Source organism: Xylophilus sp. ASV27, assembly GCF_016428875.1.
GTDB lineage: Bacteria > Pseudomonadota > Gammaproteobacteria > Burkholderiales > Burkholderiaceae_C > Xylophilus.
In genome coordinates this window covers 19,614-35,866 of sequence record NZ_JAELTO010000039.1, presented here as the reverse complement: position 1 = coordinate 35,866, position 16,253 = coordinate 19,614, and the positions used below count along the sequence as shown (strand labels likewise).

Below are 16,253 nucleotides of genomic sequence, written 5' to 3'. Positions count from 1 at the left end.
CGGCCCAGGCGCTGACCATGTGCAAGGCCTTGGGGACATCGCCCTTGCGGCTGCCACGCACGCTTTTGCCGTCGATGGCCACCGTGCCCTGGACCTGGCCTGCGAGCTGTTGCAGCCAGCATTGGCACGCCCGCTCCACCTCCTGGGCATCGAGGATGCGAAACACCCGGGCGAAAGTGTCATGTGAGGCGATGCCCGAGGGCAGGGGCACGAAGCGGGCGAACCAGCTCTGGTGCATCTGTCCAAACTGGGCCACTTCCACCCAGTTGTCTGCCCCGGCGAGGGTGGCGCACAGCGCTACGGCCAGGATGGCCTGCAGGTCGTGGCGACGCGTGCGGTGGCTTCGGGGGTCGGAGATGCTCTGCAGGTGGTGCAGTAGGTTCATCGGGGCTGCGCTAGAAGGGTTGTTTCAGCGCTTTAGTTTCGCTTGGATTTAGATGCGATTGCCCTGGGAATCTGGGCTGTATGCTATTGATTAAATAGCGTCCGCCGACCTGTGCGAGAATCGCCGCTCCCCGTGCCGTGCCCCCGGCACGGGGTTTTTCGTTCCGGGGCCATGTAGAGGACCACCATGTACAAAAACCTCGCGGCCGCGCTCGTGGCCGCCTGTGCTTTTTCCTTTCCCACCGCATCCCACGCCGCCGATCCGCCGCTCAAGGCGGCCTTCGTCTACGTCACGCCGGTGACCGACGCCGGCTGGGTGCGCCAGCATGAAGAAGGGCGCCAGGCCGTCGAGGCCGCGCTCGGCGCCCGGGTCCGGACCAGCTTCGTCGAGAACGTGGCCGAAGGCGCCGACGCCGAGCGCGTGATCCGCGACCTCGCGCAGCAGGGCAACCGGCTCATCTTCACGCCGAGCTTCGGCTACATGGAGCCCACGCTCAAGGTGGCGCGGGACTTCCCCGACGTGATGTTCGAATCCATCACCGGCTACAAGACCGCGCCCAACGTCGCCACCGCCAACGCGCGCTACTACGAAGGCCGCTACCTGGCCGGCATCGCCGCGGGCCGCATGACCAGGACGCATCTGGCCGGCTACGTCGCCGGCTTTCCCATTCCGGAAGTGCTGCAGGGCATCAACGCCTTCGCGCTAGGCATGCGCTCGGTCAACCCGCAGGCCCAGGTGCGCGTGGTCTGGCTCAACGAGTGGTTCGATCCGCCCAGGGAGCGCGATGCGGCCATGACCCTCTTCAACCAGAACGCCGACGTGGTCGCCTTCCACACCGGCTCCACGGCCGTCATGTCCGCGGCGCAGGAGCTCGGCAAGCTGGCCATCGCCTACCACTCCGACATGCGCAGGATCGCGCCCGACGCGCAGATCGTCGCGGTCACGCACCAGTGGGGCGGCTACTACACGCAGCGCGCACGCGCGGTGCTCGATGGCACCTGGAAGAGCGGCAAGCTCTGGGGCGGCGTGAAGGAGGGCATGATCCGCGTCGGCGACTTCGGCACCCAGGTGCCCCAGGCGGTGCGGCAGGAGGTGCTCGCGCGCCAGCAGGACATCGCATCCGGCCGTCTGCAGCCGTTTCGCGCCGTGGCCGGCGACGTGCGCGACAACCAGGGCCACGTCGTCATCGCCAAGGGCGCGCAACTGAGCGACGAGCAGATCCTGAGGATGAACTGGCTCGCCGAAGGCGTGCAGGGGCATGTATCCGCGCGCTGACGCCGCGGCATCGGAGCGACCGGAGGACGGCTATCCGCAATCCGTTATTCCGGCCCCGGCGCTGGCCGCGTAAGCTCGCGCTCCATGCAAAAAGCCTACCGCGCCGCCATCCTCCGTTTCGCCCCTGACGGCTCCGCCCAGTACGAGGAGGACGGCCTGCTCGTCACCGGCCCCGACGCCGCCGGCCGCCAGACGGTGCTGGCCGCGGGGCCGTACCGCGCGCTGGCCGCGCAGTTCCCGCGCGCGCCGGTCGAGGCACTGCCCGGCCGCATCCTGGCACCGGGCTTCGTGGACATGCACATCCACTACCCGCAGACCGACATCATCGGCGCGCCGGCCGAGGGCCTGCTGCCCTGGCTGGAGACCTACACCTTCCCGCATGAGTCGCGCTTCAGCGACCCGGCCTACGCGGCCGAAGTCGCCACCTTCTTCATCGACGAGCTGGTGCGCAACGGCGTCACCACCGCGCTGACCTTCGCCACCTCGCATCCGCAATCGGTCGATGCGCTGTTCGCCCAGGCGCAGCGCCGCCAGATGCGCCTGATCACCGGCAAGGTGCTGCAGGACCGCCATTCGCCCGACGGCGTGCGCGACCGCACCGAGCAGAGCCTGCAGGACACCGAATCGCTGATCCGCAAGTGGCACGGCGTGGACCGACTGGGCTACGCCATCACCCCGCGTTTCGCGCCCACCAGCACCGAGGCCCAGTTGCGCGGCGCCGGTGAACTGGCCGCGCAGTACCCCAGCACCTGGATCCAGTCGCACGTGGCCGAGAACCTGGGCGAGATCGCCTGGGCGCGCGAGCTGTTCCCGCACTCGCGCAGCTACCTAGCGGTGTACGACGACTTCGGCCTGATGCGCGAGCGCGCGGTGTACGCCCACTGCATCCATTTCGACGACGAGGACCGCGCCCTGATGCGCGCGCGCCGGACCGTGGCCGCCGTCAGCCCCACCAGCAACCTGTTCCTCGGCAGCGGCTTCTTCGACTACGCGGGCGCGGACCGCGTCGGCTTTGGCTACGGCCTGGCCAGCGACGTGGGCGGCGGCACCAGCTTCAGCCCGTTGCGCACCATGCTCGCGGCCTACTACGTCGGCCGCGAGGGCCAGACCAAGCCCGGCCTGAGCCTGTCGCCGCAGCAGCTGTGGTGGCAGCACACGGCCGGCGCGGCGCGCGCGCTGGGCCTGGAGGGCGTGGTCGGCAACCTGCAGCCCGGCTGCGAGGCCGACTTCGTCGTGCTCGACCCCGCCGCCACGCCGCTGCTGGCGCGCCGCACCCGGCAGGCGTCGAGCCTGGACGAGCTGCTGTTCGCGCTGATCGTGCTGGGCGACGACCGGCTGGTCGAGCGCACCGTGATCGCGGGCGCGCCGCAGCCGCGCAGCTGACGCGGCCGTTCGCAGTCAAAAGTGCCTGAAGCCCAGGTGGTTCCTGGGCTATATGCTATGACTTGAATAGCATGAGCCGATGCGACAATCGCCGGCACCTTTGCACGCAGCGAAAACACCAGCATGAGCATCAAAAGCGACAAGTGGATCCGCCGCATGGCCGAACAGCACGGCATGATCGAGCCGTTCGAGCCCGGCCAGATCCGCCAGCACGACGGCAAGAAGATCATCAGCTACGGCACCAGCAGCTACGGCTACGACATCCGCTGCGCGCCGGAATTCAAGGTCTTCACCAACATCCACAGCACCGTGGTCGACCCGAAGAACTTCGACGAGAAGAGCTTCGTCGACTTCCATGGCGACCACTGCATCATCCCGCCCAACAGCTTCGCCCTGGCGCGCACGGTCGAGTACTTCCGCATCCCGCGCAACGTGCTCACCATCTGCCTGGGCAAGAGCACCTACGCGCGCTGCGGCATCATCGTCAACGTCACGCCCTTCGAGCCCGAATGGGAAGGCTACGTGACGCTGGAATTCAGCAACACCACCCCGCTGCCGGCCAAGATCTATGCGGGCGAGGGCTGCGCGCAGGTGCTGTTCTTCGAGAGCGACGAAGTCTGCGAGACCAGCTACAAAGACCGCGGCGGCAAGTACCAGGGCCAGCACGGCGTGACCCTGCCGCGCGCCTGAGGCCGCGCGCGGGGCGTTGTCCTACAACTGGATACGTGGTTTACGGCGGCCGTGCAGGTCGTTACAAATCTAGGATCACGGGCATGCAACCGAGATCCTTCGCCATGATCCTCAAAAGCCTGCTGCAACTGATCGACGTACCCTTCGCCATCGTGGCGGGCAGCGTCTGCGCCGTGCTCGCGATCCAGTTCGGCGCCACCACCCTGATGGCTCAGGACGCGGCGCCGCGCCATGGCGCGCAGGTCACCGCCCAGGCCAGCGCCGACTGCGCGCTGGTGGCGCGGTGCCGCTCGGGCAAGAGCCCCAGTCTGCACCAGGACTGCGAGTACCAGAGCCACAGCGGCTAGGATCGGAGGGGACTTTCGTCCCTTCAGTCCGCGCCGCCGGACGCTTCCGAGGAAACCCGCATGCCGCTTCCCACCACCCGCCTGGGCCGCACCGGCCTCGTCGTCTCCCGCCTGGCGCTGGGCACCATGACCTTCGGCCTGCAGACCGACGAGGGCGCCGCGCAGCAGATCCTGGACACGGCGGCCGCCGGCGGCATCAACTTCCTCGATACCGCCGACGTCTACCCGCTCGGCGGTACCCTCCACACCGTCGGGCGCACCGAAGAAATCCTCGGCCGCTGGCTGCGCGCCGCGCCCGGGCGGCGCGGCCAGTTCGTGCTGGCGACCAAGGCGGTCGGCCGCGTCGGCCCGCAGGACTGGAACCAGGGCGCCTCGCGCAAGCACCTGCTCGATGCGATCGACGCCTCGCTGCGCCGCCTGCGGACCGACTACGTCGACCTGTACCAGTTGCACATGGACGACCCGGCCACGCCGCTGGACGAGACGCTGGAGGCGCTCGACACCATCGTGCGCTCGGGCCGTGCGCGCTATGTCGGCGTCTCCAACTTCCTCGCCTACCGGCTGGCCCTGGCGCTGGGCCGCGCCGCGTTGCTGCGCACCGCGAGCTTCGTCTCGGTGCAGCCGCGCTACAGCCTGCTGTTCCGCGAGATCGAGCGCGAACTGCTGCCGCTGGCGGCCGAGGCCGGCCTGGGCGTGATTCCCTACAACCCACTGGCCGGCGGCCTGCTGACCGGCAAGCACCGGCCGGGCTCGGCGCCCGCCGAAGGCACCCGCTTCACCCTCGGAACCGCGGCCGGCCGCTACCAGGAGCGCTACTGGAGCGAGCGCTCCTTCGCCACCGTGCAGCAACTGTCCCAGGTCGCGGCAGAAGCCGGCGTGCCGCTGGCCACGCTGGCCGTCGCCTGGGTCATGGCCAACCCGCTGGTGACCGCCCCGCTGCTCGGCGCCAGCCGGCCCGAGCAGCTCGAACACACGCTGGCGGCCGCCACCTACCCCATCGCGCCCGACCTGAAGGCGCGGCTGGACGCGCTTACACACGAGTACCGCTTCGGCGACGCCGCGCGCTGAGCGGCCGGCTACCATTGCCCTTTGCCGGCCGCAGGCGCCGGATTGGAGAACACCATGCGCTGGGAAGGCAACGAGCAATCGGACAACGTGGAAGACCGGCGGGACCAGGGGGGCGGTTTCGGCGGCGGCTTTCCCATTGGCGGGCGCGGCATCGGCCTGGGCACCGTGGCCGTGGCGCTGCTGGCCGGCTGGGTCTTTGGCATCAATCCGCTCACCGTGCTCGGGCTGCTGAGCGGCGGCTCGCCCGCGCCGCAGGTGCAGCAGCAGGGGCCGGCGCACGCGCCGCCCAAGAACGACCAGCAGGCCGCCTTCGTCTCGACCGTGCTGCGCAATACCGAGGAGGTGTGGGGCCAGTTGTTCCAAGCCCAGGGCGCGACCTACCATCCGCCGCGCCTGGTGCTGTTCCGCGGCGCCACGCCCACCGCCTGCGGCACCGGGCAGGCCGCCATGGGCCCGTTCTACTGCCCCGGCGACAAGAAGGTGTACATCGACCTGGCCTTCTACGACACGCTCAAGAACCAGCTCGGCGCGCCGGGGGAGTTCGCGCAGGCCTACGTCATCGCCCATGAGGTCGGCCACCACGTGCAGGACGAACTGGGCATCACTGCCAAGGTCGACGGCATGCGCGCGCGCCTGAGCCAGGCGCAGAACAATGCGATGAGCGTGCGCGTGGAGCTGCAGGCCGACTGTTTCGCCGGCGTCTGGGCCTACCACTCGCAGCAGTCCAAGCGCTGGCTGGAGCCGGGCGACATCGAGTCCGCGATGAACGCGGCCCAGAAGATCGGCGATGACACCCTGCAGCGCTCGGCCGGCCGCGCCGTGGTGCCCGACAGCTTCACCCACGGAACCAGCGCGCAGCGCCAGCGCTGGTTCGGCGCGGGCTACCAGAGCGGCGACATGCGCAGCTGCGACACCTTCAATGCGCGAAATCTGTAGATAAAAGGCATCTAGCCTAGATATTGCCTGGGTTTATAGCTATAAAAATAATAGCGTTTCGCCTGCGCCACACCTGCGGACAGGGTGGTCACTGCCTTTTTATGCGGCGGTGCGACAATAGCGGGCTACATGACGACCTCTTTTTCGAACCTCGCGCTGGCTGAACCGCTGGCCCGCGCCGTAGCCGAGATGGGCTACGAAAGCATGACGCCGATCCAGGCGCAGGCAATTCCGGTGGTGCTGCAGGGCCGCGACGTGATGGGCGCGGCCCAGACCGGCACCGGCAAGACGGCGGCGTTTTCGCTGCCGCTGCTGCAGCGCCTGCTCAAGCACGAAAACGCCTCGGCCTCGCCGGCGCGCCACCCGGTGCGCGCGCTGGTGCTGCTGCCCACGCGCGAGCTGGCCGACCAGGTGGCCCAGCAAGTCAAGCTCTATGCCAAGTACACCAACCTGCGCAGCGCGGTGGTGTTCGGGGGCATGGACATGAAGCCGCAGACAGCCGAGCTCAAGCGCGGCGTCGAGGTGCTGGTGGCCACGCCCGGCCGCCTGCTGGACCACATCGAGGCCAAGAACGCCGTGCTCAACCAGGTCGAGTACGTGGTGCTCGACGAGGCCGACCGCATGCTGGACATCGGCTTCCTGCCGGACCTGCAGCGCATCCTGTCCTACCTGCCCAAGACCCGCACCACGCTGCTGTTCTCGGCCACCTTCTCGCCCGAGATCAAGCGCCTGGCCAGCAGCTACCTGCAGGACCCGGTGACGATCGAGGTGGCGCGCTCCAACGCCACCGCCTCGACGGTCGAGCAGCACTTCTTCAGCGTGAGCGACGACGACAAGCGCCGCGCGCTGCACCAGATCCTGCGCCAGCGCGGCATCAAGCAGGCCTTCGTCTTCGTCAACAGCAAGCTCGGCTGCGCCCGCCTGGCGCGCGCGCTGGAGCGCGAGGGCCTCAAGACCACGGCGCTGCACGGCGACAAGAGCCAGGACGAACGCCTGAAGGCGCTCGATGCGTTCAAGAAGGGTGAGGTCGACCTGCTGGTGTGCACCGACGTCGCCGCGCGCGGCCTGGACATCAAGGACGTGCCGGCGGTGTTCAACTTCGACATCCCGTTCAACGCGGAAGACTACGTGCACCGTATCGGCCGCACCGGCCGTGCCGGCGCCTCCGGGCTGGCCGTGAGCTTCGTGGGCAGCGGCCCCAACGATGGTCGCCTGGCCGCCGACATCGAGAAGCTGATCAAGACCAAGTTCGAGATCGAGCCGATCGAGTTCGACGACGAGCGCCCGCGCGGCCGCATCAACGACGGGCGCCGCCTGTACCGTGGTGAGGGCGAGGCCGCCGAAGCGCAGGGCGCGATCCGCCGCGAGCCGCGTGAGCGGGAGCGGCGCCCGGCCTCGGGCGAGCCGCGTGCCGAGCGCGAGCAGCGCTACGTGCGCGCCCCCTCGGCCCCGCGCGATCCGTTCTTCGAGCGGCCCTACGAGTCCGGCGCGCGCGAAGATGCCCCGGTCTGGGAGGCCGCCGCCAAGGCCGCTCCGCGCGTGTCGGCCAACATCAAGCCCAAGCGCAAGGTGGCAGCCTTGTTCAAGGCGGCCGAGCCCAGCACCTGAAGACGGCCGCGTTCAGCCGCCCGGAACCTGGGCCTGCGCGCACTTGACCTGCACCAGTTCGCAGGCCTGGCGCGTCGCGCCCAGGCGCACGGCGCTGAGGCAGCCGCCCCAGACGCAGCCGGTATCCAGCGACAGCAGGTCGGGCCGCTCGAGCCAGCCCAGCGTGGACCAGTGCCCGAAGACCACCGTCATGCCGCGCGTGCGACGCTGCGGCAGGTCGAACCAGGGCAGCAGCCCGGCCGGAGCCTGGGCCGCGCCTTCCTTCACCGCGAAGTCCATGCGTCCCTCGGGCGTGCAGAAGCGCAGGCGCGTGAGCGCGTTGACCACGACCCGCAGCCGCTCGGATCCGGCCAGGCGCGCGTCCCAGGCCGCCGGCGTGTTGCCGTACATGGAGCGCAGGAAGTCCGGCAGGCCGGGGCCGCGCAGCGCCGACTCGACCTCGGCGGCCAACGCCATCACGTCTTCGGCGGCCCAGTCGGGCAGGACGCCCGCATGCACCAGCAGCAGGTCCTGTGTGCCGTGGGCAAGGCGCCGGGCCATCGGCTGCTGGCGCAGCCAGTCGAGCATGGCCGCCCGGTCCGGTGCGGCCAGGATGGCGTCCAGCGTGTCGGCCCGGTGCGCAGGCCGGATGCCGTGCGCCACTGCCAGCAGGTGCAGGTCATGGTTGCCGAGCACGCAGCGCGCGGCATCGCCGTAGGCCATCAGCCGGCGCAGCACGGCAGCGGACTCGGGGCCGCGGTTGACCATGTCGCCAAGCAGGTAGAGCGTGTCGCGGCTGGGGGAGAAGCCGAGGGTGTCGAGCAGGCGCTGCAGGGCGCTGTCGCAGCCCTGTACGTCGCCAATACAGTAAAGTGCCATCTCCGGATTCTCTCTCCCCCTCCATGGACTTCCTGCTGATCGCGCTGCTGACCCTACTCAACGGCGTGTTCGCCATGTCCGAACTGGCGCTGGCGTCGAGCCGCAGGGCTCGGCTCGTGGCGCTGGCGGAGGAGGGCGACAAGGGGGCGCAGGCGTCGATCGCCCTGCTGGACCACCCCACCGAATTCCTGTCCTCGGTGCAGGTCGGCATCACTTCCATCGGCATGCTCAACGGCATCCTGGGCGAGGCCGCGTTCAGCGACGACCTGGCACTGCTGCTGCAGAGCATCGGCGCGCCGGCGCGTGCCGCGGACATCAGCGCCACGGCCATCGTCGTGATCCTCATCACCTTCATCACCATCGTCTTCGGCGAACTGGTGCCCAAGCGCATCGGACAGCTCTATCCCGAGACGGTCGCGCGCTGGGTCGCGCGGCCCATGACCTGGGTGGCCCGCGTGGCCAAGCCCTTCGTGCATCTGCTGTCGTTCAGCACCCGCGCCGTACTGCGCCTGCTGCGCGTCGATACCACCGGCGGGCGGCCGATGACGGAGGAGGAGATCGTGGCCAGCCTGGAGGAAGGGGTGGACGCCGGCATCATCGAGCAGCACGAGCACCGCATGGTGCAGAACGTCTTTCACCTGGACGACCGGCCGCTGACCTCGCTCATGGTGCCGCGCGCGGACGTCGACTGGATGGACGCCTCCGCGACCGTGGCCGCTGCGCTGCGCCAGGCCGGGGCGAGCCCGGAGCGGGGCAGCCACTCCTGGTATCCGGTCTGCCGCGGCTCGCTCGACGACGTGGTGGGCATCATCAGCGTGGCGCAGTTGCTGGCGCTGGGGCCGGATGCCGAGGGCGCGATCGAGGCCCATGTGCAGCCGGCCTCCTTCGTGCCGGAGACCATTTCCGGCATGGAATTGCTGGAACAGTTCCGCGCCCAGTCGGGGCGTCTGGTATTCGTGGTGGACGAGTATGGCGTGGTCCAGGGCCTGATGACGCCACGCGACCTGCTGGAGGCCATCACCGGCGAGCTCAAGCCCGATGCTCAGGCCCAGGCCTGGGCGGTGCAGCGTGCGGACGGTTCGTGGCTGCTCGATGGCCTGATGCCCATCGGCGAGCTGAAGGATCGCCTGGGCATTCGCGAGCTGCCCGGGGAGGACCGCAATCTCTACAACACGCTGGCGGGGCTGTTGATGTCGGAGTCGGGCCATCTGCCGGCCGTAGGCGAGCAGGTGGAATGTGCCGGCTGGATATTCGAGATCGTCGATCTCGATGGGAAGCGGATTGACAAGGTATTGGCCATGCAGCCGGTGGAGAATCCGGTGGTTGGATAATGCGGCGGCGTTATATTGTCTTGAAACAATATGAAACGCGTTGTTTTGCGCCATTGCCTCTCTATAATGGCCCCACCTTTTTAATTCTTAGCAAACGGATCTGCACATGACCTCCTACAAGGAACTGCTGAAGCAGCGCGAGGCGCTCGAAGCCCAGATCAACGACGCGCGTCAGCGTGAAACCGCCGATGCGGTCTCTCAGGTGCGCCGAATTGTCGAAGAGTACGGACTCACCGCTCAGGATGTTTTCCCGCCCGCGCGCGGCCGCGTGGGCCGTGCATCCGCCTCCCGCGGCAGCAAGGTGGCGGTAAAATACCGCGATCCGGCAACCGGCGCCACCTGGACGGGCCGCGGCAAGGCGCCAAAGTGGATTCAGGGCGAAGACCGCTCCAAGTACGCCATCTGAATGGCTGGCACCGTAGCGGCCGGTGCCTGCGATTGGCGCTTTCCATAAACCCTGCAGCCTTGACGGCCTGCAGGGTTTTTTATATTGGCCTGTGCTCAGGCCGTTTTCCAACCCCACGCCTTGCCCCATCGTTCCGGCCGTGGAGCGCGCGGCGGCGATGCAAGGGCCTGGTGTGCACAAAGTGGCAGTTCACGTGACAACGTGAAAGAAACGTGGGCTTTCATCCGCAGCGCGAACGGATTCCACGGCATGTAACGACAGGATCCCTGGGCGCTGACAAAATGCTCCCTGTCTTGTCCCCCACTCGCCAGGAGTCTATTGATGCCCAAGCCTACCCCCCATGATTTCGCCAAGACCCTGAAAAAGCTCAGGACCGCGTCGGGATCCTCCGGAAAATTCTTCTCGCTGCCGGCATTGACCGGGCAGTTTCCCTGCGTGGCGCGTCTGCCGGTGTCGATCCGTATCGTGCTGGAGTCGGTTCTGCGCAATTGCGACGGCAAGAAGATCACGGCCGAGCACGTGGCGCAGCTTGCCAACTGGAAACCGAATGCCGAACGTGTCGACGAGATACCTTTCGTCGTATCGCGCGTCGTGCTGCAGGACTTCACCGGCGTGCCGTTGCTGGCCGATCTCGCCGCCATGCGCAGCACGGCCGAGCGTCTGGGCAAGAAGCCCAAGCGCATCGAGCCGCTGGTGCCGGTGGACCTGGTGGTGGACCATTCCATCATGATCGACTATTACGGCAGCAAGAACGCGCTGGACTTGAACATGAAACTGGAGTTCAAGCGCAACCAGGAGCGCTACCAGTTCATGAAATGGGGCATGCAGGCGTTCGATACCTTCGGCGTGGTGCCGCCGGGCTTCGGCATCGTGCACCAGGTGAACCTCGAATATCTGGCGCGCGGCGTGCACCGGCGCAAGAGCGATGATGTCTACTACCCCGATACGCTGGTGGGTACCGACAGCCATACGACCATGGTCAATGGCATCGGGGTCGTGGCCTGGGGCGTCGGCGGGATCGAGGCCGAGGCGGCCATGCTGGGGCAGCCGGTCTATCTGCTCACGCCGGACGTCGTTGGCTTCGAACTGACGGGGCGCTTGCGCGAGGGCGTCACGGCGACCGACCTGGTCCTGACGGTCACCGAGATCCTGCGCAGGCACAAGGTGGTGGGCAAGTTCGTCGAGTTCTTCGGCGAGGGCACGCGGACCCTGGCGGTGCCGGACCGCGCCACCATCGGCAACATGGCGCCCGAGTACGGCGCCACCATGGGCTTCTTCCCGGTCGATGACAAGACCATCGAGTACTTCAAGGGCACCGGCCGCACCCGGGCCGAGATCGAAGCCTTCGAGGCCTACTTCCGCGCGCAGGGGCTGTTCGGCGTGCCGCTGGCAGGCGAGATCGACTACTCCCAGGTCGTGAAGCTCGACCTGGGCGAGGTCACTCCCAGCCTGGCGGGCCCGAAGCGGCCCCAGGACCGGATCGAGCTCGGCAAGGTCGCTGCGCAGTTCGATACCCTGTTCTCCAGGCCCGCCAGCGACAACGGCTTCAATCAGCCGGCCGAGCGCCTGGAGCGGCGCCATCCGCTGCGGACCCGGAGTGTCGACGAGCCCCTGGCCGAGCGCTCCTCTCCGTCGGGCGCGGCGCGGCACGTGGTCGAGATGGTCGCCAACCGGCCCATGCTGGAGCCCGCCGAGGGCGAGGTCAAGGGTCGGGAGTCTGAGGCCAAGGGCATCACCGTGGGCAGCGGCGACGTGCTGATCGCCGCCATCACCAGTTGCACCAACACCTCCAACCCCAGCGTGCTGTTGGCCGCGGGCCTGCTGGCCAAGAAGGCGGTGCAGGCCGGTCTGAAGGTGCAGCCGCACATCAAGACCTCATTGGCGCCGGGCTCGCGCATCGTGACGGAATACCTGAGCGAGACCGGCCTGCTGCCCTACCTGGAGAAGCTGGGTTTCGCCCTCGCGGGATATGGCTGCACCACCTGCATCGGCAATGCCGGCGATCTCACGCCCGAACTGAACGAGGCCATCACCAGTAACGACCTGGTCTGCGCCGCCGTGCTGTCGGGCAACCGCAATTTCGAGGCGCGCATCCATCCCAACCTCAAGGCCAACTTCCTTGCCAGTCCGCCGCTGGTCGTGGCCTACGCGATCGCCGGCACCGTGCGGCGCGACCTCATGACCGAGCCCGTGGGCAAGGGCAAGGGCGGCCGCGACGTGTACCTGGGGGACATCTGGCCGAGCAGCGAGGAGATCCATGCGCTGATGAAGTACGCCATGAAGGGCAAGGCCTTCCGCGACAACTATTCCAAGGTGCGCACCGATCCCGGCAAGCTCTGGGAGAAGATCGAGGGCGTCACCGGCCAGACCTATGACTGGCCTGCCAGCACCTACATCGCCGAGCCGCCGTTCTTCAAGGACTTCGTGCTGGAGGGCGGGACGGGCGAGGAGCCGGTCAAGGTCGAAGGCGCCCGCATCATGGCCTTGTTCGGCGACTCCATCACCACCGACCACATTTCGCCGGCCGGCTCCATCAAGGAAAGCTCGCCGGCGGGCCAGTGGCTGCTGGCCCATGGTGTGCAGAAAGCCGATTTCAACAGCTATGGCGCTCGGCGCGGCAACCATGACGTGATGATGCGCGGCACCTTCGCCAACGTGCGCATCAAGAACCTCATGATTCCCGCCATGCCCGATGGCGCGCGCGAGGAGGGCGGCCTGACGCTGTTCCAGAACGAGGGGGCGCACAAGGGCAAGAAGATGTCCATCTTCGACGCCGCCATGCGGTACATCGCCGAGGGCACGCCCACGGTGGTCTTTGCCGGCGAGGAGTACGGCACCGGCTCTTCGCGCGACTGGGCCGCCAAGGGCACGCAACTGCTCGGCATCAAGGCCGTGGTGGCGCGCAGCTTCGAGCGCATCCACCGCTCCAACCTGGTGGGCATGGGCGTGCTGCCGCTGCAGTTCCGCGCGGGCGAATCCTGGGAGACGCTGGGCCTGCGGGGCGATGAGACGGTGGATGTGATACCGCACCCCGAACTCAAGCCCCAGAGCGAGGCCACCCTGGTCATCACCGGCGCCGACGGGCAGCGGCGCGAGGTCAAGGCCACCCTGCGCATCGATACGCCAGTGGAGGTCGAGTACTACCGCCACGGCGGCATCCTGCCCTTCGTGCTGCGGCAGCTGCTGGCCGCGTAGGCGGTAGGCGCCAACGGGCATGGCCGCCTCGGGCGGCTTTTTTGTCGTGCAAAGCCTGCTTGGGGAAAGGAAGTAATGGGAATTGATACCATTGCGCGTTCCATTCACCCTTCCTTTGCCGCCCCCCGTGCGGCCGACCGCCTCATCGTGTCCCATTCTTCTGCCGCCGTCAGGCCCGAAGCTGCCGCTGCCATGCCGCTGGCTGAGCTTCCCCGCAATGTGCTCGCGACCATCGCCGGTCTGCGCCAGCCCGTGGACGCGGAGCAGTCGGATCTGTTGCTGCGCCTGATCGAGATCGGTTTCGTGCCCGGCGAGCGCGTGCGGGTGGTGGCGCATGGCTTTCCCGGGCGTGAGCCCTTGGCGGTGCGGCTGGGCCATACGACCTTCGCGCTGCGCATGGCGGAAGCCGCGCTGATAGACGTGTTGCCGGGGAATGCGCCATGAGCGCTGCTATTTCGCCACCGCTGCGCGTCGCGCTGCTGGGAAATCCCAACTGCGGCAAGACCGCGTTGTTCAACCTGCTGACCGGCAGCCGCGCCAAGGTCGCCAACTATGCGGGCGTGACGGTCGAGCGCCGTATCGGCCGCGTGCGCACGCCCTCGGGCCGCCAGGTGGACGTGCTGGACCTGCCGGGCGCCTACAGCCTCAACCCGCTGAGCGCGGACGAGGCCATCACCCGCGACGTCGTCACCGGGCGGCGCGCCGGCGAGCCCTTGCCCGACCTGCTGGTCTGCGTCACCGATGCCACCAACCTGCGCCTGAACCTGCGCCTGGTGCTGGAGGCCCGCAAGCTCTGCATCCCAATGCTGGTGGCGCTCAACATGAGCGACGAGGCGCGGCGCCAGGGGATCGCGGTCGATGCACAGGCGCTCGGCCGCGAACTCGGTCTGCCGGTGGTGGAGACCGTCGGCGTGAAGGTCGGCGGCGCGGCCGCGCTGGTGGCGGCGCTGGAGTCGCACATGCCCGGCGCCGCCGCGAGCATGCCGCCGGAATGGCAGGCGCCGGCCTTTGCCGAGGTGCTGGATACGCAGAAGGAGGTGCGCCGCATCCTCGCGGTGGCGGTTGGCGAGCCCGAGCGCGCGCTGCAGAGCGACGACGCGATCGACCGCGTGGTGCTGCACCCGCTGTGGGGCCTGCTGGTGCTGGCGGTGCTGCTGTTCCTCATGTTCCAGGCGGTCTTCACCTGGGCCGAGGTGCCGATGAACGCCATCGAAGGCGCCACCGCCGCGGTGGGCGACCTGGTCAAGGCGCACCTGCCCGAAGGCATGCTGCAAAGCCTGCTGGTGGATGGCATCATCGCCGGCGTGGGCGGCGTGCTGGTGTTCCTGCCGCAGATCCTGATCCTTTTCTTCTTCATCCTGGCCCTGGAGGATTCGGGCTACCTGCCGCGCGCGGCCTTTCTGCTGGACCGGCTGATGGGCACGGTGGGGCTGTCCGGGCGCTCCTTCATCCCGCTGCTGTCGAGCTTCGCCTGCGCGATTCCGGGCGTCATGGCCACGCGCACCATCACCAACTGGCGCGACCGGCTGGTCACCATCATGATCGCGCCGCTCATGACCTGCTCGGCGCGGCTGCCGGTGTACGCGCTGCTGATCGCGGCCTTCGTGCCCGCGCGCAGCGTGGGCATCTTCAACCTGCAGGGGCTGGTGCTGTTCGCGCTGTACCTGGGCGGGATCGTCTCGGCCATGGGCGTGGCCTGGGTGTTCAAGCGGCTGCGCGGCGGCGCCTCGCGCGCGCCGCTGATGATGGAGCTGCCCTCCTACCGCTGGCCGCAGCCGCGCCAGCTCGCCATTGGCCTGTGGGAGCGGGCGCGCATCTTCGTGCGGCGCGTGGGCACCATGATCCTGGCGCTGACGGTGCTGCTCTGGTTCTTCTCGTCCTTTCCCTCGCCGCCCGCGGGCGCCGCCGGCCCGGCGATCCAGTACAGCCTGGCCGGCATGATCGGCCGCGCCCTCGAGGTCGTGTTCGCGCCCATCGGCTTCAACTGGCAGATCTGCATCGCGCTGGTGCCGGGCCTGGCCGCGCGCGAGGTGGCCGTGGGCGCCCTGGGCACGGTCTATGCGCTGTCGGCCACCGGCGACGATGCCGCCACGGCGCTGGAGCCCATGATCGCGGCGAGCTGGCCCCTGGCGACAGCGCTGTCGCTGCTGGTCTGGTACGTGTTCGCGCCCATGTGCCTGCCCACGCTGGCCACGGTGCGGCGTGAAACCAACTCCTGGCGCTACGCTCTGATCATGGCGGCCTACCTGTTCGGGCTGGCCTACGTGGCGAGCTTCATCACCTACCGGATCGCCTTGGCGCTGGCTTAGGACTGCACCATGGGACAGGAAATCGCCGTTGCCGTCGTGGTGGCCATCGACGCGCTCTACGCGGTCTGGTACTGGATGCCGGGGCGCTGGCGGCAGCGCCTGGCTGCGCGCCTGGCCGGCGCGGCGCGCCGCCTCGGGCTGCGGCCGGCCAGTGCCGAGCGCGTGGCGCAGGTGGTGGGGGAGGCGCCCGGCTGCGGCTCCTGCGAGAGTTGCGGCAGTTGCGCCACGCCCGGCAAAGGGCTCCCCGGCCCGGAGGCCGAAAAACCGGTACGGATCGTGCACAACCGCTGATCGGTGGTGTCCCGGCACCGACAAAAGGCTGGCAGTCCGGCGGTTATCGCCGATACTTCGCGCAGAGTGACCGCACGCCCGCGCCCTCCTGATGGAATGACGACCGCCCCTGCTCGCCGCACCTGGCTACTGGCCGTTGCGCGGCCGCGTGGCAGGGGGGGGCTGCGTCCA

Annotated in this window: 15 protein-coding genes; 13 read left to right on the top strand and 2 right to left on the bottom strand. The window is 68.5% G+C overall.

Features of this window, described 5'->3' with window-relative positions; genetic code table 11:
- The coding region (locus JHD63_RS10440) for an ISAs1 family transposase (protein WP_198970682.1) at positions 1-385 on the bottom strand (385 nt) is incomplete at its 3' end.
- Between the two features lie 186 nt (positions 386-571).
- Between JHD63_RS10440 and JHD63_RS10435 the strand changes: the two genes are divergently transcribed.
- From JHD63_RS10435 to JHD63_RS10405, 7 genes are all read left to right on the top strand, one after another.
- Positions 572-1,660, top strand: coding sequence for a BMP family ABC transporter substrate-binding protein (locus JHD63_RS10435; RefSeq protein ID WP_198970681.1), 1,089 nt, complete (start codon positions 572-574; stop codon positions 1,658-1,660).
- Between the two features lie 84 nt (positions 1,661-1,744).
- Positions 1,745-3,043 (top strand): guanine deaminase, encoded by a 1,299-nt coding sequence (gene guaD / locus JHD63_RS10430; RefSeq protein ID WP_198970680.1) that lies wholly within the window; start codon positions 1,745-1,747, stop codon positions 3,041-3,043.
- 123 nt (positions 3,044-3,166) lie between these two features.
- Positions 3,167-3,733 carry a dCTP deaminase gene (gene dcd / locus JHD63_RS10425; protein WP_198970679.1) on the top strand — a complete coding sequence of 189 codons (567 nt, stop codon included), beginning with the start codon at positions 3,167-3,169 and terminating at the stop codon, positions 3,731-3,733.
- An 83-nt stretch (positions 3,734-3,816) separates the two neighbouring features.
- Complete coding sequence (locus tag JHD63_RS10420; protein WP_198970678.1) at positions 3,817-4,080, top strand: hypothetical protein; 264 nt, start codon at positions 3,817-3,819, stop codon at positions 4,078-4,080.
- A gap of 60 nt (positions 4,081-4,140) precedes the next feature.
- On the top strand, positions 4,141-5,148 hold the full coding sequence (locus JHD63_RS10415) for an aldo/keto reductase (RefSeq protein WP_198970677.1): 1,008 nt from the start codon (positions 4,141-4,143) through the stop codon (positions 5,146-5,148).
- A 54-nt stretch (positions 5,149-5,202) separates the two neighbouring features.
- Positions 5,203-6,084, top strand: coding sequence for a KPN_02809 family neutral zinc metallopeptidase (gene ypfJ, locus JHD63_RS10410; RefSeq protein ID WP_198970676.1), 882 nt, complete (start codon positions 5,203-5,205; stop codon positions 6,082-6,084).
- Between the two features lie 129 nt (positions 6,085-6,213).
- Positions 6,214-7,692 (top strand): DEAD/DEAH box helicase, encoded by a 1,479-nt coding sequence (locus JHD63_RS10405; protein ID WP_198970675.1) that lies wholly within the window; start codon positions 6,214-6,216, stop codon positions 7,690-7,692.
- A gap of 12 nt (positions 7,693-7,704) precedes the next feature.
- On the opposite strand, the gene JHD63_RS10400 is transcribed toward JHD63_RS10405, so the two are convergent.
- Entirely contained in the window at positions 7,705-8,550 is an 846-nt protein-coding gene (locus tag JHD63_RS10400) for a symmetrical bis(5'-nucleosyl)-tetraphosphatase (protein WP_198970674.1), read from the bottom strand.
- 23 nt (positions 8,551-8,573) lie between these two features.
- Between JHD63_RS10400 and JHD63_RS10395 the strand changes: the two genes are divergently transcribed.
- From JHD63_RS10395 to JHD63_RS10370, 6 genes are all read left to right on the top strand, one after another.
- Positions 8,574-9,881, top strand: a complete 1,308-nt coding sequence (locus JHD63_RS10395) for a hemolysin family protein (protein ID WP_198970673.1) — start codon at positions 8,574-8,576, stop codon at positions 9,879-9,881.
- 106 nt (positions 9,882-9,987) lie between these two features.
- Complete coding sequence (locus JHD63_RS10390) at positions 9,988-10,287, top strand: H-NS histone family protein (protein WP_198970672.1); 300 nt, start codon at positions 9,988-9,990, stop codon at positions 10,285-10,287.
- A gap of 321 nt (positions 10,288-10,608) precedes the next feature.
- Complete coding sequence (locus JHD63_RS10385; protein ID WP_198970671.1) at positions 10,609-13,482, top strand: aconitate hydratase; 2,874 nt, start codon at positions 10,609-10,611, stop codon at positions 13,480-13,482.
- A gap of 192 nt (positions 13,483-13,674) precedes the next feature.
- A complete protein-coding gene (locus JHD63_RS10380) occupies positions 13,675-13,926 on the top strand; it encodes a FeoA family protein (protein WP_198970684.1) in 252 nt (83 codons plus the stop codon).
- Positions 13,923-15,791, top strand: a complete 1,869-nt coding sequence (feoB, locus tag JHD63_RS10375; protein WP_198970670.1) for a ferrous iron transport protein B — start codon at positions 13,923-13,925, stop codon at positions 15,789-15,791. The genes JHD63_RS10380 and feoB overlap by 4 nt, the downstream gene beginning before the upstream one ends.
- Before the next feature lie 9 nt (positions 15,792-15,800).
- Complete coding sequence (locus tag JHD63_RS10370) at positions 15,801-16,082, top strand: DUF6587 family protein (protein ID WP_198970669.1); 282 nt, start codon at positions 15,801-15,803, stop codon at positions 16,080-16,082.
- Positions 16,083-16,253: the final 171 nt, after the last annotated feature.